Below are 26,849 nucleotides of genomic sequence, written 5' to 3'. Positions count from 1 at the left end.
GATTGATGAGTGAGTCGAATTGCGCGGTGCTGCCGAGCAATTTAACAAAGTCCGACGTGAATCATTTCTATGGTGCTCGGCTTGGTCGCGCAATCGGCAATACGAGGTCCCGGCGGCTTTCATCATTCCTTCCCAGTTCGCCACAAGAGCGAGCATAGTGACGGACAGCAAGGCAGTACGCCTCGTTGTAATACAACAGAATTATAAAAGGGGGACAAATTGACATCTTTAAATCGACAGCGATGGTGGCATTGCAAGATGGTAACAATGGCGCTTCGCCTATCTGCATATGTAATGGTCCAGGTTATACATTTCCCTTTCCCCCCTCATCCCAGCAACCGTCATCGTTTCATCATTGCAACCAGATGAAAGATTATTCACCTGACGTTCTTGCATTATTTTCAACTGATGAATCCAATTTTTTCAGTTTCGCAGAGAGTTTACCTTGGCCAGTCATTATCATTCGTAGCGATGGTGAAGTGGCAGGATTAACTAAACAGATTATGGGGCTTGACGTGGCTTCGGGGCTGAATGATCTGGGTTATTTTCCGACCTTATTTCCTGCATACGCTACGTCGTTACAGGGTCCTGTGTGCTGGCAAATTCCGCAGGAAGTAAAATTGATCAGAACCGCAGAAAGCGATCAGTTGGTACATGAACGTCTCATCATGCGGCGGGCTTCGACCGGCTCTTACCTAATGATTGTTGACGAAACAAAGTTACGCACGTTAGAGGTTGCCGACATACAAACGGCGCGCCTGGCAGCGATAGGCTTCATGGTTGCCGGCGTGTGCCATGAATTGAGCAATCCCTTGGCTGCAATCCGTTCAATGGTGCAGATACTGGGATCGGATCAAGAGAAGAAGTCTGCCCTTCTTGGAAAAGGACTGGCAAACATAGCCGACAATGTTCAGAGACTTCTCGGCATTTCTGATCGTCTACTTAATTTCGGCAGGGTCGGCGATGCCACCAGAACCGGATTTCAAGTGGATGAAGCGATTGGACAGGCATTCTCGGTGATGTTTGAAAATGGCTGGTCGGCGCAGATTAAAGTTGAATTTGTGCGTGATCGCACCGCCTTGGTTTTTGGCAATCTAAGCCAATTGCAGGAGGTATTCGTGAACCTATTCGAAAACGCCATAGGCGCAATGAATGGGGTCGGAATACTCAGCGTAAGAACCAAAATTCAAAGTAATAATTCAGTCGTTGTACTGGTGAGTGACACTGGCCCTGGCATTCCAGATAATATATTGCCGAGGATCTTCGAACCGTTCTTTACCACCAAGACGTTAAATAGGGGAACCGGACTAGGGCTGGCGATCAGCAGCGAGATTCTGCTTGAACATCGCGGCCTTATTACCGCTGCAAATAATGCCCATGGCGGGGCCTGCTTCCAGGTCGAACTGCCGCTTTTGGGGCCAGAGTTATGAAAACTTCTAAAGTAGTGCCATGCGAGACCAAGCCCCACGCCGAACGTGTGCTGATCGTCGATGATGACCGCGGCATCGTAGAGTGTGTGAAATGGATATTGGAAGCAAAAGGCTATGACTGTGCAGTGACGTACACCGGTGCGGATGGAATGTCTATGCTGCAAAGCCGAGGATTCGACCTGGTGATAACCGATCTGAAGTTACCGGACATGACCGGTCTCGAAATTATCGGGGCGGTAAAAAATATGGAACTGGATTTGCCCGTCATTCTGATGACGAGCTTTTCATCCGTTGAAAGCGCTATCGAAGCGTTACGGAAAGGTGCCGTCGATTACATTATCAAGCCGTTTCATAATGACGACTTCGGATTCGCTGTAGATCGCGCGATGAACGAGCGGCGGGACCGGCGCGAAAACGTGGTGTTGAAGCGGCAGTTGCGCAAGGTTTATACCAAGAACCAAATCATTGGCGAAAGCGAAAATGTTCGCAAGCTCCAAGCGATGATTCAGCGTATCGCACCGACCGAGGCCAACGTCCTGATTCAAGGCGAAAGCGGCACTGGAAAAGAACTTGTGGCGCAGGCGTTGCATTACGGTGGTCCACGCGCCGAGCGCCCATTTGTACCAGTCAACTGCGGCGCGATTCCATCTGAATTACTGGAGTCGGAACTTTTCGGTCATACGAAAGGGGCATTTACTGGTGCAGTTACGGCCAACGAGGGATTAATCCGGCAAGCTAGCGGCGGGACTTTGTTTCTCGACGAGATTTCAGAAATGCCGTTAAACGTGCAGGTCAAACTTCTCCGTGTAATTCAGGAGCGGCAAGTGCGCCCGGTCGGCTCGACCCAAACCTATGTAACGGATACCCGTTTCGTCGCCGCTAGTAACCGCAATCTAAAAATAGAGGCGGAAAAAGGCAATTTTCGCGCTGATTTGTTTTACCGGCTTAACGTGATCGCCATTCAAGTTCCACCATTACGCGACCGGGCCGACGACATCGAAATTCTGGCCCAACATTTTCTAGAATATCACTGTCAAAAATTGGGTGGCAGAAAGTGTCAAATGAGCCAGGAATTTATTCATTTTCTTAATAACTACGAATGGCCTGGGAATGTTCGAGAGCTTGAAAACCTCATTGAGCGGGTTGTCATTCTTGCTGACTCAGATGTTTTGACCTCAGTCGATCTGGTCGATATGCTTTCCATTCCGTCGTCAGAAGAGAAAGTCAACGCACCACCACATCATTCTGGAGTGCCGTTGTCTATCGAAGAATACACCAAAGAAACGATTCTATTGCATCAGGACACGCATACAGAAGCCGAACTTGCCGCTATTCTCGGCATCGGCAGGAAAGCTTTATGGATACGAAGACGAGAATGGGGTCTTTTAAAAGAGAGTAAATAACGGGCACGGGTACTAATTTTGCAGCCGCGCCGATTGGAAAAAGCGGATGTCAGGTCTATCGATTGTGTGTTATTTTAGTCGACAGTCATAGGTATGCTTTTTGCTTTAGTTTGAGGGGTGCACCTCATTCCCACAATCGCTGGGTTCGTTTAGTTTTACGCAGCTGGCATGAATGCGCGCCGTTCGCCGTTCAATGCTGAGAATTATTTACGGGAGTACCCATATGCCCGATGCTATTATCCAACAGGCTTCCCTGCCGGGAATCTTGACTCAAACGAAGTTTTTCTCAGGCCTGTCCGAATCCCAACTTGCGTTAGTCGCCTCGGTCAGTCGCGTAGAAGAATGGCCTTCCGGGCACTCTATCTATAAAATCGGCGAGAATGCCAATACGCTATACGTTCTTATGGACGGGATGGTACGTTTTGCTATCAGCCTCGGCAGTCGCGAGACATCTGCGGGCGACATTCTGCATCGGGGTCAGGTTTTTGGCTGGTCCTCGCTGACACCAACCTCCAACATCCGATTGGCCACGGCCTCCTGCATGACCACTTGTAAGATTCTTGCCATTGATGGCAAGGGCCTTTCGTCGATCATGGAACAAGATCACACAATTGGTTATCGTGTACTTACTCAGGTCACTGCCCTGATCACTGGCACGCTGGTGGCGTTTGCCTGTGGCTAACCAGCCCTTCATCCAATGAGTTTATGGCTGATTCTGGTTGCGCTCGTCGTTGGGGTAATGATAGGCGCAGTCGGGATCGGTGGATTACTGCTGGTTCCGGCAATTGCATTACTGGCCTATCTGCCGGTTCAGACGGCGATGGCGACCGCACTCCTGACCTTTATTTTTACCGGTTTTCTGGGAACGTTTCTGTTTCATCGGCGCGGCAGTATCGACTGGAACATCGCTAGGCCAGTCTGCGCAGGTGCGGCAATCTCAGGATTTTTTGGCGCATGGGCCAATTCACGCATAGACCCGCATACCCTCATCTTTCTGCTGGCGAGCGTGGTCGCGGTAGCTGGACTCAACACGGGGTTGACCCGCGTCGGACAACGTCCACCGGTATTTTCTGGAAATCCTGGACGGCAACAGATTGTCTTATTTTGGATTGGCGCAGTGTGCGGATTCGGATCCGGCCTGACCGGGGTCGGTGGTCCCGCATTATCAGTACCAATATTGCTGCTGTTTGGATTTTCGCCGTTAAGCGCGATTGGAGCGAGCCAAGTGATCCAGATTCTGGCGGCAATCTCTGGAACGCTGGGAAACCTCCGGTATGGCACGATCGATTTCCAGCTTGCTGCGGTACTGACAATCGTAGAATTGATCGGCGTTCAACTGGGTGTACACATCGTGCATTCACTAAACCCACGCACGTTACGCAGCGCTGTGGCCATTTTTTGTATCCTGGTCAGCGCTGGCCTGATCCTGCGTTCGCTTGATATCGTCTAATCTGCTTAAGAGATAGTCTGGTAATAAAGATTCTGTGGATGGTTTGCCTGCGCAAAAAAGAACCACCGTTCAGCCAGTAATCCAGCGTATTGAATGACGAAAATAGTGCAGAATAAGGCCGCTGAAGCAGTGCTTTGGCCGAAAAGAAGTAAGAACAGCGGAAGAATAAACGCAAACACCAGAAAAAACCATTTGACTGAACGCAAAATGCGCGGGGTCTTGCCATGAAAGAATTCACGGGTATTGAATGATCCACCCATAAACCCCTGCGATTTCTGCACGATGCGCGGATGGTGTATTCCCAACGCGGTTTGTAACGATGACTTCAGTTTCAGTCTTTTATTTCGAACCAGTGAGGCGGAACGGACCCCTAGCCCGCTTGCTGTCAGTAAGATTGCAGCGACAGCAAAGGTTCTGGTCAGGTCAGGCTCAACGAACGCGGCCAGTGCGGTTGCCAGCGAGCATCCTGATGCGCATCCAAGAATAAAATAATTCAGCAACGTCAATGGACTGGCCCATTCTTGCAGGAAGCGGATACATGCGTAAATCATGCCGGTACAAATATACAGCGCAACGCAGATAACCGCGGTAACCGCGCCTACCGCCAGCGACATTTCCCACTGCGCATAGTGCGCGTAGCCATAGACGACCAACAACACCATGAAAATCGGTAACACGATGACTTCACGTGACAACCAGGAGGTGCGCCACATTGCGGCGGCGCGCCACGCACGTTCAGGATGACCAAGGTGGAAGAACGACGCAATCAGACCCAGAGCGCTCAATAACAGCGCGATCAGACTGCCACAGACAAATAGCACAACGCTGTTTTCAATTCGAAGAAGTTGTAGTCTGCTGGCAAGCTCGACTACGTAAAGCGCCAGAAACAGACCCTGTCCAGCACCAATTAGAGTCGTGAGAAAGATGACGGAAGCAGCGGGATTCATCAGAAATACTCCTGAAAACCCCGGCCTTTCGGCCGGGAGCGAAAGACATCAAGCGCGCAGCAATCGATGCCTTCCAGGTGAAAGAAGATTGTTAACTACTTTGTGGTTGTGCCAGCAAAACAAAAAATTTGGAACTTGCTGTCATTCACCGATCAATCACCTCATTACCAGCTCACTGTATCGTCTAGCGAGGGCAAGGTGGTCGATGACTTCGGTAATCTCTCGTCAATTCTGATGGGATTATCGACCCGCATAATTTGATCCTCGCGCAGGTTTGACTCGGTCCGACGTCGCGGCAAGTAATGATTTGATGGCTTGGTTCCCCATTCCGGCATGAGTGCATAGCCACCGCGCTCGCGTATCGCGATTGACACTGTGGAATCAGGATCATGAATGTCACCAAATAAGCGGGCGCTGGTGGGACATGCCATCACGCATGCAGGTTGGCGGTCTGCTTCTGGGAGCGCCGGATTATCGATCCTATCTGCGCACAGTGTGCATTTGGTCATCTCCTGCCGTTTTTCGTCGAGTTCACGCACGCCGTACGGACAGGCCCACGCGCAATAGCCGCAGCCGATACACTTGTCATAATCAACCAGCACGATTCCATCGGACTTACGTTTATAGCTTGCCCCGGTTGGACATACCGGAACGCATGGCGGCTCTTCGCAATGCAGGCACGACTTGGGAAAATGGACGGTCTCGGTATTCGGAAACTCGCCTACTTCAAAGGTCTGCACACGGTTAAAAAACGTGCCCGTGGGGTTCTCATCGTAGGGCCGTTCGTCGGCTAGGTACCCCGCACTGCCGGAGGTGTTCCAGGACTTGCAGCTTGTCACGCAGGCTTGGCAGCCAACGCAGACGTTCAGGTCAATTACAAGGGCCAACTGGGTCACGATTGTTCTCCATCTCATGGTTGAATGGGTCGTCGTCTCTATGGTCGATCGACCGTGTCGATATGCGCTTGGTACTATTTCGGCGGCACGTCCCGTCCAGCCACATACGCCTGCCAGACACGACGCAACGTTTTGGTTCCTGGCAGTGGCGCTACGATCGGAAATTGTGGTGATGTTTCCTTTGGCTCTTCCGGTCCTGCCTTGTAAATACGTACCTTGACGTCATACCAGCCCGCTTGTCCGGTGACCGGGTCAGAATTGGAAAACACATGTCCGCCCTGATCCGGTGGGAGCTCCTCTGACAGCAGATGGTTGAGCAAAAAACCTTTGCGTGACTCATTCGCATTCGGACCAAGATGCCATGAACCGGCAGCCTTTCCAATCGCGTTCCAGGTCCATACCGTACCCGGTTCCACAGCCTCGCTGAAACGGCACATGCAGCGCACTTTGCCCCAAGTCGATTCGACCCACATCCAGTCGCCATCCGCGATACCTTCTGCTTGCGCTACCAACGGATTAACGTATAGGTAGTTGTGCGTGTGAATCTGCCGCAGCCACGCATTCTGCGAATCCCATGAGTGATACATCGCCATCGGTCGTTGGGTCACCGCATTGAGGGGAAATTTGGTAGCGTCGGAGGCCTGCCCTTCGAGCGGTTCAAAATAAAAAGGTAGAGGATCGAAATGCGTTTCGATGCGCTTGCGCAAATGGTCCGGCGGTTGTTTTCCCGGACGTTTCCCTTGCGCTGCCAGTCGAAACTTTTGTAACACTTCGGAGTAAATATGAATCAGGATCGGATCCGCATCACGGCGCATGCGTACGCTCTTTGACCAATCCATGTATCCCTTATTCCAGTTGCGCATGTATTGATAGGACGCTGGTAACTCATGGTGGAAAAAACAGTTATTTTTGGCATACATTTCCCACTGCTTTGGGTTAGGTTCTCCGCAAATCGATTTTTCACCATCTTTGCCACGCCAACCGGCCAGGAATCCAATCCCGGATCCTGGCGCTGTCTCATAATTCACCACAAAATCAGGATAGTTTTTGAACTTGCGAGACCCGTCCGGATGAACAAACGCGGGCAGTTTGAGGCGGCCTCCCAGCTCTATGATGACTTCCTGAAAAGGTCTACATTCGCCCAGCGGCGCTACCACAGGAATCCGGACGGCATCAACCGGCCCGTCAAACTCTGAAATCGGCCGATCAAGAATCGACATAACGTCGTGCCGCTCAAGATAAGTTGTATCAGGCAGAATCAAGTCAGCAAACGCTGTCATTTCGGACTGAAATGCGTCGCAGACGACGAGAAACGGAATCTTGAATTCGCCATCTTCGGATCTGTCATTCAACATCTTCCGTACTTCACCCGTATTCATGCTGGAATTCCACGCCATGTTGGCCATGAAAATGAGCAATGTGTCGATCTTGTAAGGGTCGCCGCGCCAGGCATTGGTAATGACGTTATGCATCAATCCATGCACTGAGAGCGGATGCTCCCATGAAAATGCTTTGTCAATACGCACCGGTTTTCCGTCAGCATCGACAGCAAGGTCGTTTGGATCTGCAGGAAAGCCCAGCGGCATCCCTTCCAGCACCGAGTTCGGTTTAACGTCCTGAGGGCCTTTAGGTGGCTTGGCAATCGGGGGGATGGCACGCGGGAACGGCGCTTTGTGCCGAAATCCGCCAGGCCGATCTATTGTTCCTAAAAGACTCATCAAAATCGCTAGCGCCCGTACCGTTTGAAAGCCATTAGAGTGTGCGGCGAGACCCCGCATGGCGTGAAATGCCACCGGATTGCCAGTGACGCTGCTGTGCTCTTTGCCCCAGGAATCCGTCCATGAAATCGGCAACTGAATCTTGTGGTCGCGCGCCGTAACGCCCATTTCATGGGCTAGCCGATAAATAGTCTCTGCCGGAATACCGGTGATTTCGGAGGCCCACTCCGGCGTGTACTGTTTGACCCGATCAATCAACAACTGAAATGCGGGCTTGACGGCGGTGCCATCTGCTAATGCGAATTCGCCACGCAAACAGGGATCCGCGCCGGGCGTGTGGGTGGGGACGATTTTATCGGATAGCCGGTCCCACCAGAATTTATTGTGCGGATAATCGGGATTGATCGGGTCCGACTCCGGGTCCATCGCAAACATGCCAAAATCGTCATCCCCGTCCTGCTGATTGACCAGCTGACCGGCGTTGCTGTATCGCGCCAGAAACTCACGGTCATACAAACCTTTTTCAATAATTTCATTGATTAATGCCAACAAAAGCGCACCATCGGTTCCGGGCTTGATGGGTATCCATTCATCGGCGACAGCGGAATAGCCGGTACGCACCGGATTGATGGAAATAAATCTGGCGCCGTTACGTTTGAATTTTGAAATCGCTATTTTTAAGGGATTCGAATGATGGTCCTCGGCGGTACCGATCATCACGAAGAGTTTGGCGTGATCTAAATCCGGGCCACCAAACTCCCAAAAAGATCCGCCTATCGTATAGATCATTCCTGCGGCCATATTGACGGAGCAAAATCCGCCGTGCGCAGCATAATTTGGCGTGCCGAATTGCTTGGCAAATAGCCCTGTGAGTGCCTGCATTTGATCGCGTCCAGTGAACAACGCGAACTTTTTCGGATCGGTCGCGCGTATCCCTGCCAAACGGGTCTCTAATAATGTATAGGCTTGTTCCCAGCTAATCTCGTCAAATTCACTTTTGCCGCGATCCGATCCGGCGCGGCGTAACAGTGGAACCGTCAGTCTTGCCGGAGATTGCTGCTTCATGATGCCAGATGCACCCTTGGCACAAATCACCCCTTTATTCAGAGGATGCTCCGGGTTGCCATCAATATATCGAATATTTCCATCACGCAAATGGACCCGAATACCGCAGCGACAAGCGCACATATAACATGTCGTGGTTTTGATTTCGAGGCCGGCGATATTTTCCGACAAGATATTTGATACAGGGGATGACTCCGACATTGATGGCTCCGATTTGAGTGTCAAAAACTAATCAACTGCTGCCATCGCATAAAGAAACGCTACGTAGCCACGAAGTCCCTATGCAAATGTAATGCCACGTCAATCCAATCGAATCTTTAAGCCAATACAAGACGGTGCACTTTTGTAGGCTAAGTGCTTCGCGAATGACATTTCCATGACGTAACGACATTGGTGATCCCGCATCGGGCTATCTCCTCGAAGGTGGAATGATTCAAATTGCTTACGGGTTTCGGAATGACACGTTGTGAGGTTTCAGAACGAAACAGCATGCAGGTTTCAAAATGACACGCAGGGAGGTTTCAGATCGAAACATCTTGATAAAAATAAAACCCGATCGAAGCAGACCGTCGTAGAGGAGAAGTATCAAAAATTCGCAGGAAAGTAACGCTTGACCGGAAGATAAAACGAGCAGGCACGAACTATGCTGAGGTTGGTGCAGTGATGTTGAACGCAACCCTACGATCATCGATACTCCAACTTTGAAAGATAGCTGCCATGGCACGTAACGCATTCGAATGGACCGAAACCCCGCAGTTTCCCCCAACGCATTATGTGGACACTGCCATCTATACCAGCGACCAGCTGTTCCGCGAAGAGCAACAAAAGATTTTTAACAAATGCTGGATTATTGCTTGTCATGAGTCTGAGTTACCGAATGCCTTTGACTACCGTACCTTCAACCATCCGGGCGGAGCGCCACTGATCGTAGTGCGCGGTGAAGACATGCAAATACGCAGTTTTTATAACATCTGCCCGCACCGGGGAAACACCTTGTTGTATGACCCGGTTGGCAACGCCAAACGTATCACGTGTATTTTTCACGCATGGTCGTTTAATACTACTGGCGATTGCGTCGATATCTCTCGCGGCAAGCAAGGATATCAGGAACGCTTTGGGTGCGAGAAAGCCGGACTACGTGAAGTAAAAACCGGTGTCGCATGCGGTGGCTTTGTTTGGGTCAATACGGATGATGATTGCTGTTCGCTAAAAGAGTATATCGGTGATTCCATGGAGCTTCTCGACGGGCATCTCGATGCGCCACTAGAGGTGTTTCATTATCACAAAGCGATTGTCAATACCAACTACAAGCTTTGGCATGATACCAACAGCGAGTTTTATCACGACTACATGCATTACTTCAATCGGATAACGGGCATGATTCAACCCGGCTATTTCGATCGCAAATACACCGGATATCCTAACGGTCACGCATCGGTCGGATCAATGGCAATCAAATATGATGCATACGAAGGCAGCAAACAGCGCGGCGTCGGCTGGCCGGGTCTGGCTCCGGGCGGATGGGTGCTGATCGACATGTTTCCTGGCATGACATACAACCTGAGAACTTCGGTGCTACGAATGGACACCGCGATTCCACTTGGACCTAACAAACTGCTTATCGAATTTCGTGGTCTGGGATTAAAGAGCGATACACCGGAAGAACGGGCTGAGCGCGTACGCGACCACAACCAGATTTGGGGGCCGTTTGGCCGCAATCTACATGAGGATCTTCTTGGCGTTCACGGACAAGGGCTGGCCATGCGAGAAGGCACCGACAGCAAATGGGTCATCCATGGGCGGGAAGAAAATATGACCATTCACGATGAAGGTGGGATGCGTCATTTTTACGCAGAGTGGAGCAAGCGCATGGGTCGCCTGGCAAGTGCCCCCTTTGACGAAACTACCTCGGTGTAATTTCAGCAAGGTCAATCCAGATCAACCTTTTAGCGAGCGAGAACCCCTGTGGATTCCAGAACAGAAATTACGGAGCTAATTTATAAGACGTGCCTGCGCATGGATGCGAAGGATTTTGACGGCTATCTTGCCCTATGCGACACCGCATTTCACTATGCAATTACCGCCTTCAGTCCTGAGATTCGGAAGAACATGACGTGGTTAGAGCATGACCGTGCCGGGATGGCAACGTTATTCGCAAATCTGCCGAAACATAACAGTGATCATTCACTGCTAAGCAGGCATGCGACTGTCTATACCATCGAAGAACAGGCCAATGGAGAAACGGCGAAGGTAACCAGCGCCCTACAAGTTTTTCGAACCACGCTTGATGGAGGCGCGACGGAGTTGTTTGCGGTGGGAAAAATGACGGATCTGGTTCAGTTGTCTGCGGCTGGCGCCTTGTTACTGGATCGCAACATTCACCTCGAAACCCGCATGATTGGCTTCGGGTTTCATATTCCATTTTAATTACACGCTTTCGGCGGCCATATGAAAATTCAGGTGAATGCTAGGAATCATGCGCACTATTTTGCGACCGATCCGGGAGAAAATATTCTCTACGGTGGCTTGAGTAAATCCATCGATTTACCTTACGAGTGCGGAAGTGGCACGTGCGGGACGTGTAAGGCCCGATTGATCTCTGGCGAATTGGTCGATCATTGGCCGGAAGCGCCCGGTCGTAAATATATCAAGTCCAGTGACGAATTTTTGATGTGCCAATGCAGCGCTGTTACTGATGCTGTTCTCGAAGTACCGGCCTTTGTACATCCTATTGAAGTCGGTGCTTGTACGCCAGATTTTTTAGGGGGGCGTATTCAGACGGTGAGTGCGTTGACGCATGACGTCATGGCAATTTCAATTGAATTATGGGAGCCTGTTGACTTCGACGCCGGTCAGTTTTATCTGGTGCAAGTACCTGGAGTAGAAGGCTTTCGCGCCTGGTCGATGGTTAACTATCAGCGTCACGCCACAACACTCGATTTTGTGATTAAGAAAAAACCTGGTGGTGCGCTGAGTGATTGGCTTTTTAGTGCGTCCCGAGAAGGGATTGAAGTTGAGGTATTTGGACCACTGGGGAAAGCCACCTTCCACCCTGATCTCGGGCAAAATCTGCTTTGCATTGCGGGCGGCAGCGGGATTGCCGGGATGATGTCGATCCTGTCACGAGCAGCACAGTGTCTTTATTTTACACGCTATGCCGGCGATGTTTTCTTTGGTGTGCGTAGCGCCAAAGATGCATTTTATCTGGATGAGTTTGCATACCTGTGTAGTCAGTTCCCCCAGACTTTACACATCACCGTTGCCATGTCCGAGGAGGAAGCTCCGGCCTCAGTCGTTGCCGACTATCCGCAACTTCGTTTTGAAAAAGGCTTTGTGCATGAAGTCGCCGGTCGCAGCATGCAAGGTCGGTACGCAGATGTACGCGCCTATCTGGCTGGACCGCCTCCCGCCGTCGATGCATCGATCCGCATGCTGCTCCAGGCCCGTGTCGCGACCAACAACATCCGCTACGATAAATTTAGCTAGGAGCCATGATATGCGCAAAGTCCATGTTTGTAGCGCACGCGACATCCCGTCCAACGGGATGAAGACATTTGACCTGAGCGATGGGATCAAGGTATTGGTGGCGAATGCTGATACCCAATATTACGCCTATCAGGGGATTTGCCCGCATCAGGAAGTCTGTCTGGATGAAGGATTTTATGATGGATCAGTTCTGACCTGCCATCAACACCTGTGGCAATGGGACATTACGACTGGGGCGGCAGTTGGACTGGCTGAGGCGCCTCTGGAAGCTTATGAAGTTGCGATCGAGGATGGCGAAGTGTTTGTGATCCGGACCAGTGCACTCCAGACGGCGTCATTATTCGGCGGCGTTTCTGCCGACACCATGGAACGACTTAACCAGATTGCGCGCCAAGAGCACCATCCTGCGCGTAGCACACTATACGGTATTGGCGACGCTACCGACGATGTCTATATTCTTGAATCAGGGAAAGTCGATTTTTTGATCGGGCGCGATGATCACACTAGTGCTGCAGGTTTTGTATTGCACAAGGGCGAAGTCTTTGGCTGGGCTGCGCTACTTGATCGCCATCCACGCCGCATCGCTAAAGCGGAGTGTCTGGAGGATTCGGTTGTAATCCGGATTAACGGGTCGCAAGTGCTGGATATTTTGGCGCAAGATCCCGCGTCCGGCTATCTGGTCATGCGACAACTTGCCAATATGATTACGCGCCATCTAACCCTCTCAAAGGCAAAGTAATTAGCGAAAAAATGTTCGTATTAAATCTGTAATTTGTATGTAGCAAACAGTTGAATAGTTAGACGACAACGATATAAAAATGCTGCGCTAACGTCACCTTTCGCCTGAAGGGTGAAAAACAGAATTAGGACTAACGCAAAATCGCCCCAGCAAAGGGTTTGGCGAGTTTGTCGACGAACACAGTACGCCATACGGCTAAAAGAGTACTACGCCGCTAGGGCGATTTTGCGTGAGTCCTAAAAAAAGATGGAGACAAACATGAAGAGCAAGAAGAATTGCTGGGTCCGTGCCGTGCGCTGTTCGGTGATGATGGCGCTCTTTGGCCTTCAGGGGGCGCCCGTCACAGTGAGCGCAGGTGAGCTGGAATACGGCAAGATTGGTGAACCAGTCCACCTGGTGATCGGCTATCAGCCCTATTACACCGAAAGCTGGTCCGGTGTAATCATGCGTGGCAAAAAAATGTATGAAAAATACCTGCCAAAAGGCTCCACAGTCGAATTTTCCGTCGGCCTTCAGGGCGCCGTGATTGTCAATGCCATGCTGGCTGGCAAGCAGCATATCGGCTACCTCGGCGATATGCCTGCCATCATCACTGTGACCAAACAAGAAGTTGCCGATATCCGCATCGTGGCGACTCTGGGGCAAGGTACTGATCAATGTAATATTTTTCTGGCACGTGTAGACGCCCCGAATTTTGGCACCCAAAAAGAAGCCATCAAATGGTTAGGTGGCAAACAGGTCGCCGTGGCAAAAGGTAGCTGCGCAGATCGTTTTGGTCAGGCCGTTTTTAAACAAGAGAATATCGAACCGGCGGCATATCTGAACCAGAACATTGAGGTCATCACCAGCGGCTTTCGGGCTGGGAAGCTCAATGCCGCAGTAATCTGGGAGCCTACTGCATCACGCCTGGTGCAGGAAGGATTAGCTAAACGTATCGCTTCAGGCAACGCTATCGATGAAAAAGACAGTGCGTATTTAACCATGCGTTATGACCTTATCAAGCAGCGGCCGGATGTGGTCAATGGCTGGCTAAACGCTGAGTTTGATGCTCAGATGTTTTTGGCTGATCCGAAAAATGCGCAGGAAGTAGCGCAGATGGCAAAGGAGCAGACCACTGGATTTTCGGAAAAAATGCTGTGGTCATCCATGTACGGCAGGTATCCCGATGCCGTTGGTGGAAGCCCTGTTCGCTTGACCTTGCCGTACGCCATTACGCCATCAATCATGACCATGATTAATAGTTCGGCGACATTTCTGTATTCGGCCAAGAGTATCAATGTCGCCACACTTCGTCCCGAGGCGGTCATGCCGCAATTCGCTGATGCGGTGATGAAAGAACGCGGACTCACCGCACCTATTGGCATCGTCAATGCGTTGCCAGAATCGGCCTATAAAGGCAAACCCTGACCTGTTGAAGTGAATGTAAAAGACCCTCCCATGAGCGTGTTCTGACATAAAGTCAGAGTTGCTCAGGGGTGGCGAGTGCCTCGTTATGGGGTTCCACATCTACCTTCCTGGAAAATACATGGAACAAATCAGCACCTTATTGAGACGCACGATGCCGTTTCAAATGGTTACGCCCGGTTTATTATCCGCCATCGCGCGATTTTCAAAATGGCAGTTATTTGCGCGAGGAGATGTGATCTATCAAGTAGGCGACCGGCCCGACGATATCTATGTCATTTCTGCGGGTAAGGTGCAGCACACTTTGCCAGCCAGTGACGGCACATCGCAACCTTTGGAGAAGACCATGCTCTCCGGCGACGTGTTCGGATGGGCGGCAGTACTCGACAATCAGTCCGGTCGATTGGCTGAAACGGTGTGTACCGAGCGCACGGAGGTCTTAAGAATTGACGGGAAAAAATTACTTGACCTGTTTGCCGGTACACCGGATACCGGCGACGTGGTGATGAGCCGCTTTGCTACCATGATCACCAAAGAGTTCAACGCCTCTTCGACCGTGGCAGCGCAGGTTCATCATTACCCTTTAAGTGGCCCCGGCGCTTTGACCGCGGCGCCAAAGATGCCGACTGGTCTCACCTTAACCATGTTTCGCGCATCACAATGGCTAAAAAGTCCTAAACCCTACTTGATGCTTTTAGGATTCACGATCTTTCTAGGCCTCTGGTATCTCACGGTGGAGGTTTGGAAATTACCTCGTTTCCGAGATATGCCCGGATTGACAGTCGTCGTTAAGGAGTTATTTAGCAAAGATCCAATCTATGGCCTTTCACTTTATACGCCAGAATATTACGAACACATTTGGGTCAGCGTGCGTCGCGTTGCGATTGCGTTTTTGTTGGCCACTGTGCTGGGCGTTCCGCTCGGATTGTTTTTAGGATGGTCACGAAGTTTCAGAGAATATATATTCCCTTTGTTTGAGACCTTACGTCCTATTCCGATTCTGGCCTGGGTTCCGCTCGCGATCCTGATGTTCAGTGGATCCGAAACACCAGTTATTTTCCTGACCTTTCTTGCGTCTTTTTTTGCCACTGGACTCAATACCATGCTGGGGGTCGAGTCGATAGACGAGTCCTATAGTCGGGCCGCTATGTGTCTGGGGGCCTCCAAGTGGCAGGTATTCAAAGAAGTCGTCATACCCGGCGCGATGCCATTCATTTTTACCGGGCTACAAATTTCGGTCGGGGTCGCCTGGTTCTCGCTGGTCGCTGGCGAGATGGTATCGGGACAATTCGGGCTCGGTTACGTGATCAATACCTCCTACACCATGGTCCGGTATCCAACGATTGTGATTGGCATGATTACCCTAGGTGCAGTGGGTTACACCACCAGCGCTTTCGTTCGATTGATAGGCGACTACATGATGCAGTGGCGAGTCCGCGAGCTTGCATTGGGAGGAAGATAAATGAGTACGATATTAATGCCGCCACCAGCGCCGACCCAAACGCAGATACAAACCGCTTCCCGAGGCGCAATCCGAATCGAAGACGTAGTGAAGATCTACGATCCAGACGGTGCATCCGTGATGGCGGTCGACCATTGCTCCCTCGATATACCCGCCGGTGAAATATGTATGATCGTTGGTCCGTCTGGCTGCGGCAAAACTACCCTGTTAAATGCGATTGCTGGGTTCCACAGTATCTCGTCAGGCAAGATTTTTCTCGATGGCGAGATGCTGTGCGGGCCTGGAAAACCGCAGGCAGAGCCTGGCTCGGACCGCATCGTTGTCTTTCAGAACGGCGCACTTTTTCCTTGGAAATCGAATCTGGAAAACGTCGCCTTCGGTCCCTTGATGCAAGGGAAAATGGGTAAGAAAGAAATTTACGAAAAAGCCCGCAGCATGATGGCTGATGCAGGTCTTAGTGGTACCGAGCACAATTTTCCAGGTGAAGTTTCATCTGGTTTGCGCCGCCGCGTTGAGATCGTCAGGGCGCTGATGAATGACCCTAAAGTCCTGCTATTTGACGAACCTTACCGCGCCCTCGATTCCCTTACCAAATCGGTCATGCATGAAGCGCTGCTAGAGATATATTACAAGAACAAGGTGACTATATTTTTTATCACACACGATCTCGAAGAGGCAATTTTTCTGGGACATCGCCTGGTAATCATGACCTCGCGCCCTTGCCGCCCCAAAAAAATCCTTAATGTCGATATCCCGCATCCCCGTGATTACGGTGTGCTGACAAGTTTGCGCTTCCGCCAATTGATGGAAGAAACCATTGAGGTGGTCCACGAAGAAGCTAAGAAATCCTTTGCCGCTGGCGAGAAAGAAGGGTGAGTAAATCATGACCATTGCATCGCGCTTGAAGAAAAAGATTCCTGGTCGCGCTGGACTGCGCGCCACTATCTCGCTGGTCGTATTTCTGATCCTTTGGGAGGCAGGCGCACGATCAAAACAATGGCTGGGGGTTTCGTTACCCTGGATCGGAATGATTCCGGCCCCAACAGCCGTGCTCAGAGTGTGGGCGGGCCTTCTCAATGACAGGGGTTACTGGCAAAGCTGGTATCTCAGCTTATTTCGGGTGCTGGCGGGTTTTATTGCAGCGATGGTGGTGGGAATTCCGCTTGGGCTGCTAATGGCAGTGAGCAAAAACTTTAATAGTATTAGCTTTCCTACGTTTGAAATCCTGCGTCCTATTCCTCCCTTGGCTTGGGTTCCGGTCGCCATCATCTTTTGGCCGACACAGGAGCTATCGATTGCCTTCGTTACTTTTCTAGGTGCGTTTTTCACCGTCGTTATCAATGTGGTAGGTGGAGCGCGCGCCATCGACATCCGCTACTTTCAGTCGGCGCAAGCGATGGGATCGTCGCAGTGGGACATCTTTCGGCGCATCGTCCTCCCAGCCACACTGCCGTCAATCGTGGTTGGTTCATCGGTCGGTATGGGTATTACCTGGAACGTCGTGGTGGCGGCAGAAATGATTTCAGGCGGCGGCAGCCAAACTGGTGGATCCGGTGGCGGACTTGGATTTTTTATTTGGAATTCTTACGTTGGTGGCTCGTACGAACAAATTGTGGTTGGTATGTTGAGTATCGGTATCGCCGGATATGCGTGTAGCGAGTTGTTACGCTCACTTGGCGGTTATCTGACACCGTGGTTGAAAAAACGTTAAAGGAAAACAAATGATCAACGATGTCAATCCCGCTATTACGGGTATTAGCTTTCCGAAAGAACTCCGCAGCTCGGGGGAAATCTGCGTCGACAATGTCAGCAAATCATATGGTGCAGGGCAATTCACCAAAGAGGTGGTGCAAGACTGCTCCTTCACCATTGAGCGCAATAAATTGACAGTGATGATCGGTCCATCCGGCTGTGGAAAAAGTACCCTTATCCGACTGTTGGCTGGTTTCGAAGCGCCCACAACGGGGACGATGACACTCAACGGCAAATCGATCACCAAACCAGGGCGTGATCGACTGGTCGTATTTCAGGAGTCGGCATTATTCCCGTGGATGACAACCTATGACAACATCATGTTCGGACCGCGGGCACGTGGGGAAGATACCCAGCAAGCCCGTGATTTGGCTGAATTTTTGCTGCACAAAGTGGGTTTAACAGCCTTTCGTAAAAAATATCCGCCCCAGCTTTCAGGTGGTATGCAGCGCCGCGCCGAACTGGCTCGGGCGATGATCAACAATCCTGAAGTGATGATTCTGGACGAGCCGTTTCGCGGTCTCGACGCCATGTCAAAGGAGCTGATGTGGGAGTACTACGCCGGGTTGTTCGACGAGTCCCGCAGGACCAGTTTTTTTGTCACCACCGATATCGACGAAGCGATCTTCCTGGCAGACCGCCTGCTGATCATGACCAATATCCCCGCCCGGGTGCGTGCCACGCTTGAGATCGATGTCCCCCGCCCGCGCCGTCTGGTCGACATGGTCAATTGCGAGCGCGCCAATGAAGTCAAGATGGAAGCACTGGCGCTTTTACATGAAGAAGCAATGAAATCTTTTACGGGCGGCAGCAAGGCCGCGGCCGACTTTGTTGAGGCTTATGCAAAACGTGCACATAAGTCAGAGGTAGCGCAATAACTTTTTAAAATTTATGCAGGAACGCTTTTCCATAAAAAATGTTAGACCACCACAGGAGACTTAAACAATGGCAACCGAAATTATCGACATGCGCAGCCGTCCGTCTTTCTTGCATGATTTTTACGGCGCGACGCCCGGCACCAAAGAATACGATGTCGTGAAATGGCTAAACCGCCGCGTAGGCGCTAAGAATGATGAGCACTTTACCCGCTCGAAAACGATCAAGGGCTTCGTCGATGACGTACGCGGAAGCGGCATCCAGACGGCGGTTGTCGTCGGACGTGATATTCCCGGCATTCGTCATAGCAACGATGAGATTTACAAGATCACGAATAAATACAAAGAATTGGTCGGCATCGGATCGGTCGATCCTTACGCGTTGGGTAGCCAGGGCGCCGCCAAAGAAGTCGAGCGCGCCATCAATGAGTTGGGCCTCAAGGGGATTAATCTGGAGCCAGGATTTGGTGCGGTTCCAACCCATGCTGACGATCCGATTTTCTTTCCCATCTACGAAGTATGTGCCCAGCTCAATGTACCTGTGTGCGTGATGTCGGGCCCCACCACACCTAACTTCGATCACAATGATCCTGCCGCAATAGGACGCCTGGCGCGCGCCTTTCCGAATTTATCCATCGTCTGTTATCACGGATTTTATCCCCGTGTGAACGAAATAATCGGCGTCGCCTTCCGCTACGAGAACGTCTTTATCGTGCCTGACATGTATATCTTTTTGCCTGGTAGTAGCTTGTATGTCGAAGCTGCTAACGGCTTCATGAAAGATCAGCTTCTGTTTGGTAGTTCTTACCCGTTCCGGCCAATGGGACAGTCCGTCGAGGATTATCAGAAGCTTGGCTTCCGTGGCGACGTGCTGGATGCTGTATTTTCAGGTAATGCCAAGCGTGTATTGAAACTCACTTGATATGCCGCCAGGCACTTAGCGATTAACGTGCGGTGCCTGCATTGATGTCAAGTATCTTTGTCGAAAAAATCTACAGTTATGCTCAGCGCGATCCTGAAATATAGATTTCTGTTCCGTCGCCGCTTCCGCTTCTCGGACGAACATACCATGCTGTTGTGGGCTGCGTTCAGTGGTCTTCTAGGCGCGTGCGCCACGATCGCGTTTCGCGACGGCATCCTTGGTCTTCAGGTACTGCTCACGGGACGGACCGGCTCTTTGGTTGAAATCGCTAAGAGCTTGCCGTGGTATGCGCGCATGCTGCTTCCCGCAGGCGGCGGTGTGGTTGCTGGTATTTTTCTGGTGCTGGCGAAGCGGGTCACGGTCAGCGCATCGTCTGACTATATGGAGGCTATCTCCATCGGCGACGGCAACATCCCGGTGCGGCAAAGTCTGTTGCGCAGTATTTCCTCATTGAGCTCCATCGCCACCGGTGGATCAATTGGTCGAGAAGGATCCATGGTCCACTTGGCAGCAATGGCAGCCTCCTTCGTGGGCCGCATAGTGCACTTTAGTCCACAACAACTTCGGCTACTAGTCGCTTGCGGTGCCGCCGCTGGTCTCACTTCTGCCTACAATGCACCGATTGCGGGTGCGTTTTTCATTTCTGAAATCGTGTTGGGATCAATCGCCATGAGCAGTTTTGGCCCGATTTTGGTCGCCTCGGTCGTCGCCAATATTACTATGCGTGAATTACCCGGTTACAAGCCGACCTATGAAATGCCAATCTTTCCGGTTATCTTCGGTGCAGAAGTCATTTTTTTCGTCGCGCTCGGTATTCTGTGCGGCATCGCCGCGCCGCAGTTCCTGCGCCTGCTACAGCTTAGCAAACGTACATTTCAGCGAACCAACTTGTCGATGCCTCTGCGGCTCGGTATAGGTGGTTTGATGGTGGGCATTATATCGATTTGGGTTCCTCAAGTATGGGGAAACGGTTATAGCGTGGTTAATTCGTTATTGCATTCACCTCTGCAGGCTCCGTGGGCCTGGAACGCAGTGCTAGTCATACTCGTGTTTAAGATCATCGCCACCGCCCTGACGACTGGCTCCGGCGCGGTGGGTGGCGTGTTCACTCCCGCTCTTTTTGTTGGTGCCGCCATCGGGTATCTGGTTGGGCTTGGCGTGGACCAGTTATTACCGGGTGGCACGTCAGAGCCCTTCGCCTACGCCATCGTGGGGATGGGCGCATTTCTCGCCGCTGCAACCGGCGCGCCGTTGATGGCGATCCTCATGATCTTCGAGATGACCTTAAGTTACCAAGTGGTGCTGCCGTTGATGTTGTCTTGCGTAGTGGCGTATTTTGTTGCACGTTCCATCGACGATACCGCAATGTACGAAATCACGATCAAACGCAACCGCGATGCAAAAGCACGTCTACTGTTACGCAATACGCACATGCGAGATTTGATTAAGCCAGCGAATACCGTGCTTCCCATCACCGCCAGCTTTCAGGAAATTTCGCGCATGTTCCTGCAATATCCTGTGAAGTATATTTATATCGTGGATGACCGCAACCACTATCGCGGCGTGGTCGCCTTGCAAGACGTGACATCTGCACTCCTCGATAAAGATGACATATCAATGAAATCTGCACTGGACTTCCTCCAACAGGATTGCTTACACGTAATCACCCCAGAAATGACACTGAGTCAAGCACTGGAACATTTTCTGGCTCATCAGGGCGAACGACTCCCAACGGTCGAATATGGCATCCGTTCAAAGCTGTTAGGAGTTGTGTACAAGTCGTCATTGTTAGACGCGTACGTCAAATTGCATCGGTCCGAAGATTGAGGGCAGGAATGGAAGATCGGGTGCCAGTGCGACTATGATTTTTATGATGCAATACCGCAGAAGGAAACAGTAAGCCGCGTTAAACCCGAACCTGCCCAGGAGCAAAATAAGTTATCAACAGAAATTGTGAATAACCCTGTTAAGAACTATTCAATATAGCAACTAACACTTTGATTTATATAACTTTTTTGGCTACGCACAGAATAAAGCAAGAGCTGCTAAATGAGTAAGTGCAACTTTATGAAAACATAGAAAGTCTGGCGGATCAGCTAGACGCGAGCTAGCGCGAATTCAGAGTCCCTGTAATTTGTACTTCAACAGATGCCGACGCACACACCTTCTTATATTTCGGTACCGATTGGACGTCGATAGGAGATGTCCCATTCGTCTTGCTCGATCTCTTCGAACCCATGATGTTGGTAAAAACCATTGGAACGACTCTCCTTCAACGCCTTAACCATGATCGGCAAACCCAGCGCATTCGCTTGGGCAATGATGCTTTGCATCACTATTGCACCGATCCCGCGGCCTTGGTAATCGGGATGTATATATAAATGCTCAAGCAGTAGCATCTGATCGGTCGGCTTAACGACGAAGAAACCTGCGTGCACACCATCCGCCAGGATATGACGCGCGTATTCGGCTTTAAAACCGTTTTTTAACCGATCCCTTGCCCGAACTGGGTCAAAGCGTCCAACGCGCTCCAGACTCTCTCGCATGGCTGCAATTCGCAGCGCTACCAAACTTTCAAAATCTTGCTTCGTAACAATAGCAAAAACAATATTCACGTTATCTTCAGACTGGCTGCTATAGATAGTATTCATATACTGATTGAAATCCCCAACGGGGAATAATATTGATTAAAACGAAAGGCTCTAGTTAGCGACGCGATATCCCGGCTCACGCTATTTACGCGAGGCACAAAAAAGCCAACGATAATGCGTTGGCTTTAGGGTTTTTTCGAAAAACTAACACTGCGCTATCATTTAACGAAATCATACAACCCACGATTTAGCGCGCAAGAATAGCATAAACAATAAGGTTTGCACACATCACCAATAAATACTCTGGGATTGCATAGTTCCGGTAGTATCTTGCGCGATGGTGACCGCAGCGATGCTTTAGCCAATCTATCCGGCCATCCCAAGGCCTGAGATCGCGGGAAACACTTTGCCGTTATGTAGCTTAGCTAAAATCAATTTCAGAAATGAAAAAGCCCCTGACGAATCAGGGGCTTATCATTCTTGGAGGAGGCGGTGGGAGTCGAACCCACGATACAGGTTTAAGCCCATATGCTTCCTTAGCAGGGAAGTGCCTTCGACCACTCGGCCACGCCTCCAAACTCGCTGCCACATTATAATATCGCTGCAGCAAGGCTACGCATAATAGCTTTTCATACGAAGTTGGTCAATGAAAAGTCTGTCTTTTTAGCCATAAAAGGCTAAATTTATTTCATTTAGACTTTTTCCAGCTCAAACGCTTTATGTAGGGCCCGTACGGCTAGCTCCATGTACTTTTCGTTGATCAATACTGATATCTTGATTTCTGAAGTTGAGATCATTTGAATATTGATACCCTCCTCCGATAAGGTACGAAACATCTGGGATGCAATACCGACGTGGCTACGCATGCCCACACCCACCACTGATACTTTCGATACTTTGTTGTCCCCAATAATATTGCCGGAACCAACGTGCGCTTTGACTTTATCGTCCAGTACACCCATCGTTTTATCGTAATCGCCGCGTGACACAGTAAAGGTGAAGTCCGTCTTGCCGTCCATCGATTGATTCTGGATGATCATGTCGACTTCGATGTTGGCTTCCGCAACTGCACCAAGTATCTGATAAGCAATACCTGGACGATCAGGTACGCCGATTACGGTGATTTTTGCTTCATCGCGGCTAAAGGCGATACCGGTAATGGTAGCTTGTTCCATCTTTGTGTCTTCCTCAAACGAAATCAGTGTGCCGGAAACCATTTCTTGTTCCAGCGGCATTAGGGGGTCAGTCAACGAGGACAGTACCCGTGTTGGCATCTTGTAATTCCCCGCAAATTCGACTGAGCGAATTTGCAAGATTTTTGACCCAAGCGACGCCATTTCAAGCATTTCTTCAAAAGTCACAGTATTGAGGCGGCGCGCATCTGATACGACACGTGGATCGGTGGTGTAGACACCATCCACATCGGTATAAATCAGACATTCAACTGCGCCCAAGGCTGCTGCGACCGCCACCGCTGAGGTATCCGAGCCGCCACGTCCTAGCGTGGTAATGTTGCCATTATCGTCAACGCCCTGAAAGCCGGTAATAATGACCACTTTACCCTCGTCCAGATCACGCCGCACTTTAGCGTCGTCGATCGAGCGTATGCGTGCTTTTGTATGCGCCGAGTCAGTCTTAATCACGACCTGCCATCCGGCATAGGATACCGCTGGTTGACCGATTGCTTGCAATGCCATTGCTAGCAGGGCAACCGACGTTTGCTCGCCAGTGGACGCCAGCATATCAAGTTCACGCGGATCAGGATTGGCGTTGACTTCCTTTGCCAAACCCAGCAGACGATTGGTCTCACCAGACATGGCCGAAGGAACGACGACGACTTGGTGGCCCGCGTTATGCCATTTGGCAACGCGCTTAGCGACATTCTTGATACGCTCTGGTGAGCCCATCGACGTGCCGCCGTATTTGTGAACGATTAAAGCCATAAGGTTAAGGAGGTGGGCTTGTAGATAAAAGGCTTAAAGATAAGTGCTTGATGCTAAAAATTAGCCGCTAACTTTACATCTTAAGAGGCTAAAAAACAAGCTAAAACGGCTGGAAAGTGGCTCCAACTAGCCATATATGACTAGTTCTGCCACCTTAAATCGATATCAAAGCGATAAAACGTGTGTTGTTGGTTGGACCTATCCGGGCATTGTCGCTGCTCAACGGTTAGCTATCACTGGTAAGTCATAGCCTTTCTACGCAAAACATGCTTGAAGCGGCCGGTCTGAACTAACTCTCATCCTGCACAGACAACCTCAATTCCGGAAACACTTTACGCAACGCTAAATTATCCGGCTCCCAACGCAAACTCACATTGCCACTTCCTTCGGGTGCAAGCAAATGGCAATCAAATCCCAAATTAGCAGCAAACATTAGCTTCCCTGCCGCCAGTACCATTGGCAAACACTCTCGCTCCCAGGCTGGAATATCCGCAGCCTGATAAAGATACTTCAACGCTTTCGTGGGCCGATTGAAGGCAAGTTTGAGTCGCTCGCCGCCGCTACGGTACTGTAGTTGCAACGGTTGTTGACGCAACCATTCGGCAGCTACGCCATGCTCCGACGTTTCAAAATGCAAGCTTCCGCCATAGATGGGGAAAGCGAGCGCGGCTTCGCCAGTCCAGCGGAAGGGAATGGGATCAATCTCTTCACGATCCAGATCATCACGAGGCGTCAAAAAAACCCGATCACGATGACGCCGAATATGACATTCCGGATGGGTCACACAAAGTTGGGCATCGGCTTTTGCTGACAGCAATTGGTCTCGCATCTCGCTCAGCCAAGCGCTCGAAGGCATCCGCAAATCATGTAAACCAAACCAATACCGTAGCAAGTTGTCGATCCGTGCCGCACTCAATTTGCGGACCTTGTCCAACTCGAGACAGTTATTACCCGCACACGCTGCCATATCCTGCGCGGCGAGTTCGATTAATAATTTTTGGCTGGACTGCATGTGACCTGCCGTGCGCGTCAAGCGTTCTTGAAAGCCGACAAAATACTGACTAAGTACCGGCATCAATTGATGACGTAGCGCATTTCTGGCATAGCGTGAATCATGATTAGATTCATCTTCGACAAAGGGTATGCTGTGGTTAGTAGCGTAACTTTCAAGTTGCGCTCGCGATACCGCCAGCAATGGCCGCGCCATCAGCAACGTTGCATCGCCCAACAGTGCGGGTGCAGCGTTCACTGTATCCATGCCAGATAACCCCGCCACGCCAGACCCGCGCAGCAATTGCAGTAATACGGTTTCTGCCTGATCGTCAATATGATGCGCGGCTAACAATAGTGGCACTTGATGCTGACGGCACATATCGCCCAAAGCAGCATAACGACTGTTACGCGCGGCCTCTTCCACGCCAGTTTTATCGGCATTGCGCAAGGCAATATGGCGTGCATCAAAGATCACATCCAGACGCTGGCACTCAGCAGCGCAATGCGCCAGCCATTGATCAGCCTGCGGGCTAATACCGTGATGAACATGAAAAGCACGTAGTTTTATCTGATGTTCTGCGGCATATTGTGCCGCTAATGCGAGTAACACTGACGAGTCAAGACCGCCGCTATAAGCGATTGCTATAGTTGATGGGAACTGAACATCGGCCAGCGTCTCGACGGGTGATTCGCGGCCGTTGGAAGAAATAGAAAAAGCGCGCTGAATAATATCTTTCAGCGCGCCCTCAAACTGTTCGGTGATGGTGACCGTGTGCGGATTTGCCACTATTCTGTCGCCGAAATTTCCTTGAATTTGCCGTAGCTCATCAATTTCTCGTGACGAGCCGCCAACAAATCCTTGGTTTTAACACCTTGGAACTGACGCAATGTATCTGCCAATGCGCGCTTTAACAATCCAGCCATTTGCTTGGGATCGCGGTGTGCACCACCAAGCGGTTCATTGACGATCTTGTCAATCAAACCCATTGCTTTTAAACGATGTGCGGTCAAGCCCAAGGCATCTGCCGCATCCGCTGCCCGCTCGGCGCTCTTCCACAAAATCGAAGCGCAGCCTTCTGGTGAGATCACCGCATAAGTCGAATATTGCAACATCAATACCGCATCGCCCACAGCGATCGCCAGCGCGCCGCCGGAGCCGCCTTCGCCGATGATCGTGGCAATCAATGGCACTTTGAGTTCAGCCATGCAGTAAAGATTATGTCCAATCGCTTCGGACTGACCGCGTTCTTCAGCATCAATACCGGGGAACGCACCCGGCGTATCAACAAAGGTAAAGATCGGCAGACCAAATTTTTCTGCGACTTTCATCAACCGCAGCGCTTTGCGATAGCCTTCCGGCTTTGGCATACCAAAGTTACGCAAAGCACGCTCTTTGGTATCGCGACCTTTTTGATGACCAATCACCATACAAGCCTGACCGTTAAAGCGCGCCAGACCGCCGACGATAGACTGATCGTCAGCATAGGTGCGATCCCCATGCAATTCATGGAAATCAGTAAACATTTCATTCACATAATCCATCGTATAAGGACGTTGTGGATGACGTGCGATCTGTGAAACCTGCCACGGTGTTAGCTTGGCGTAGATATCTTTGGTCAGTTGCTGGCTTTTTTTCGATAAACGATCAATCTCTTCCGAAATATCGACTGCCGAATCATCCTGTACAAAGCGCAGCTCTTCTATTTTGCCATCCAGCTCGGCAATCGACTGTTCGAAGCCAAGAAATGTGGTCTTACTCATGGTATTCCTTTG

At 50.7% G+C, this 26,849-nt stretch carries 22 protein-coding genes and 1 tRNA gene; 15 read left to right on the top strand and 8 right to left on the bottom strand.

Annotated elements, in window-relative coordinates; translation table 11 throughout:
- The first annotated feature begins 365 nt into the window (after positions 1–365).
- The 4 genes from ACXX82_RS19500 (at position 366) to ACXX82_RS19485 (ending at position 4,283) form a co-directional block, all read left to right on the top strand.
- Positions 366–1,430: a sensor histidine kinase gene (locus ACXX82_RS19500; RefSeq protein ID WP_458563512.1), complete on the top strand. Its 1,065-nt coding sequence runs from the start codon at positions 366–368 to the stop codon at positions 1,428–1,430.
- The gene (locus tag ACXX82_RS19495; RefSeq protein ID WP_322237589.1) at positions 1,427–2,833 is read left to right on the top strand and encodes a sigma-54-dependent transcriptional regulator; all 1,407 of its coding nucleotides are present in this window, start codon (positions 1,427–1,429) and stop codon (positions 2,831–2,833) included. Before ACXX82_RS19500 ends, ACXX82_RS19495 begins: the two co-directional genes overlap by 4 nt.
- Before the next feature lie 223 nt (positions 2,834–3,056).
- Positions 3,057–3,515 (top strand): cyclic nucleotide-binding domain-containing protein, encoded by a 459-nt coding sequence (locus ACXX82_RS19490; protein WP_322237587.1) that lies wholly within the window; start codon positions 3,057–3,059, stop codon positions 3,513–3,515.
- A gap of 15 nt (positions 3,516–3,530) precedes the next feature.
- Positions 3,531–4,283 carry a sulfite exporter TauE/SafE family protein gene (locus ACXX82_RS19485; protein ID WP_322237585.1) on the top strand — a complete coding sequence of 251 codons (753 nt, stop codon included), beginning with the start codon at positions 3,531–3,533 and terminating at the stop codon, positions 4,281–4,283.
- Positions 4,284–4,288: 5 nt separating this feature from the next.
- Here ACXX82_RS19485 and ACXX82_RS19480 read toward each other — a convergent pair whose 3' ends face one another.
- From ACXX82_RS19480 to ACXX82_RS19470, 3 genes are all read right to left on the bottom strand, one after another.
- Entirely contained in the window at positions 4,289–5,230 is a 942-nt protein-coding gene (locus tag ACXX82_RS19480) for a dimethyl sulfoxide reductase anchor subunit family protein (RefSeq protein ID WP_322237583.1), read from the bottom strand.
- Between the two features lie 164 nt (positions 5,231–5,394).
- Positions 5,395–6,126, bottom strand: coding sequence for a 4Fe-4S dicluster domain-containing protein (locus ACXX82_RS19475; RefSeq protein ID WP_322237580.1), 732 nt, complete (start codon positions 6,124–6,126; stop codon positions 5,395–5,397).
- Between the two features lie 74 nt (positions 6,127–6,200).
- Positions 6,201–9,110: a molybdopterin oxidoreductase family protein gene (locus ACXX82_RS19470; RefSeq protein ID WP_458563511.1), complete on the bottom strand. Its 2,910-nt coding sequence runs from the start codon at positions 9,108–9,110 to the stop codon at positions 6,201–6,203.
- 516 nt (positions 9,111–9,626) lie between these two features.
- Between ACXX82_RS19470 and ACXX82_RS19465 the strand changes: the two genes are divergently transcribed.
- The 11 genes from ACXX82_RS19465 to ACXX82_RS19415 all read left to right on the top strand — a co-directional run bounded on the left by ACXX82_RS19465 (position 9,627) and on the right by ACXX82_RS19415 (position 21,376).
- On the top strand, positions 9,627–10,826 hold the full coding sequence (locus ACXX82_RS19465) for an aromatic ring-hydroxylating oxygenase subunit alpha (RefSeq protein WP_323506812.1): 1,200 nt from the start codon (positions 9,627–9,629) through the stop codon (positions 10,824–10,826).
- A gap of 48 nt (positions 10,827–10,874) precedes the next feature.
- Positions 10,875–11,336 (top strand): nuclear transport factor 2 family protein, encoded by a 462-nt coding sequence (locus tag ACXX82_RS19460; RefSeq protein WP_323506813.1) that lies wholly within the window; start codon positions 10,875–10,877, stop codon positions 11,334–11,336.
- A gap of 21 nt (positions 11,337–11,357) precedes the next feature.
- On the top strand, positions 11,358–12,395 hold the full coding sequence (locus ACXX82_RS19455; protein ID WP_323506814.1) for a 2Fe-2S iron-sulfur cluster-binding protein: 1,038 nt from the start codon (positions 11,358–11,360) through the stop codon (positions 12,393–12,395).
- 10 nt (positions 12,396–12,405) lie between these two features.
- A complete protein-coding gene (locus tag ACXX82_RS19450) occupies positions 12,406–13,134 on the top strand; it encodes a cyclic nucleotide-binding domain-containing protein (protein ID WP_322237566.1) in 729 nt (242 codons plus the stop codon).
- A gap of 258 nt (positions 13,135–13,392) precedes the next feature.
- Complete coding sequence (locus tag ACXX82_RS19445) at positions 13,393–14,541, top strand: ABC transporter substrate-binding protein (protein WP_322237564.1); 1,149 nt, start codon at positions 13,393–13,395, stop codon at positions 14,539–14,541.
- Between the two features lie 118 nt (positions 14,542–14,659).
- Positions 14,660–16,000, top strand: a complete 1,341-nt coding sequence (locus tag ACXX82_RS19440) for an ABC transporter permease subunit (RefSeq protein WP_323506815.1) — start codon at positions 14,660–14,662, stop codon at positions 15,998–16,000.
- Positions 16,001–16,876 carry an ABC transporter ATP-binding protein gene (locus ACXX82_RS19435; protein WP_322237558.1) on the top strand — a complete coding sequence of 292 codons (876 nt, stop codon included), beginning with the start codon at positions 16,001–16,003 and terminating at the stop codon, positions 16,874–16,876.
- A 7-nt stretch (positions 16,877–16,883) separates the two neighbouring features.
- The gene (locus ACXX82_RS19430) at positions 16,884–17,711 is read left to right on the top strand and encodes an ABC transporter permease (protein ID WP_458563510.1); all 828 of its coding nucleotides are present in this window, start codon (positions 16,884–16,886) and stop codon (positions 17,709–17,711) included.
- A gap of 10 nt (positions 17,712–17,721) precedes the next feature.
- A complete protein-coding gene (locus tag ACXX82_RS19425) occupies positions 17,722–18,630 on the top strand; it encodes an ABC transporter ATP-binding protein (protein ID WP_322237552.1) in 909 nt (302 codons plus the stop codon).
- A 67-nt stretch (positions 18,631–18,697) separates the two neighbouring features.
- Complete coding sequence (locus ACXX82_RS19420) at positions 18,698–19,549, top strand: amidohydrolase family protein (protein WP_322237549.1); 852 nt, start codon at positions 18,698–18,700, stop codon at positions 19,547–19,549.
- Between the two features lie 78 nt (positions 19,550–19,627).
- Positions 19,628–21,376 (top strand): ClcB-like voltage-gated chloride channel protein, encoded by a 1,749-nt coding sequence (locus ACXX82_RS19415; protein ID WP_458563509.1) that lies wholly within the window; start codon positions 19,628–19,630, stop codon positions 21,374–21,376.
- 341 nt (positions 21,377–21,717) lie between these two features.
- Here ACXX82_RS19415 and ACXX82_RS19410 read toward each other — a convergent pair whose 3' ends face one another.
- The 5 genes from ACXX82_RS19410 to ACXX82_RS19390 form a co-directional block, all read right to left on the bottom strand.
- A complete protein-coding gene (locus tag ACXX82_RS19410) occupies positions 21,718–22,200 on the bottom strand; it encodes a GNAT family N-acetyltransferase (RefSeq protein WP_323506818.1) in 483 nt (160 codons plus the stop codon).
- A gap of 421 nt (positions 22,201–22,621) precedes the next feature.
- Positions 22,622–22,715: transfer RNA gene (locus ACXX82_RS19405), tRNA-Ser, on the bottom strand.
- Between the two features lie 117 nt (positions 22,716–22,832).
- Entirely contained in the window at positions 22,833–24,083 is a 1,251-nt protein-coding gene (locus tag ACXX82_RS19400) for an aspartate kinase (protein ID WP_322237541.1), read from the bottom strand.
- 289 nt (positions 24,084–24,372) lie between these two features.
- The gene (tilS, locus tag ACXX82_RS19395) at positions 24,373–25,863 is read right to left on the bottom strand and encodes a tRNA lysidine(34) synthetase TilS (RefSeq protein ID WP_458563508.1); all 1,491 of its coding nucleotides are present in this window, start codon (positions 25,861–25,863) and stop codon (positions 24,373–24,375) included.
- On the bottom strand, positions 25,863–26,837 hold the full coding sequence (locus ACXX82_RS19390) for an acetyl-CoA carboxylase carboxyltransferase subunit alpha (RefSeq protein WP_205323106.1): 975 nt from the start codon (positions 26,835–26,837) through the stop codon (positions 25,863–25,865). The genes tilS and ACXX82_RS19390 overlap by 1 nt, the downstream gene beginning before the upstream one ends.
- Positions 26,838–26,849 lie beyond the last annotated feature (12 nt).

The organism is Glaciimonas sp. GNP009 (genome assembly GCF_054343755.1).
The sequence above is the reverse complement of the archived record's forward strand: the minus strand, read 5'-3'. Positions and strand labels throughout refer to the sequence as shown.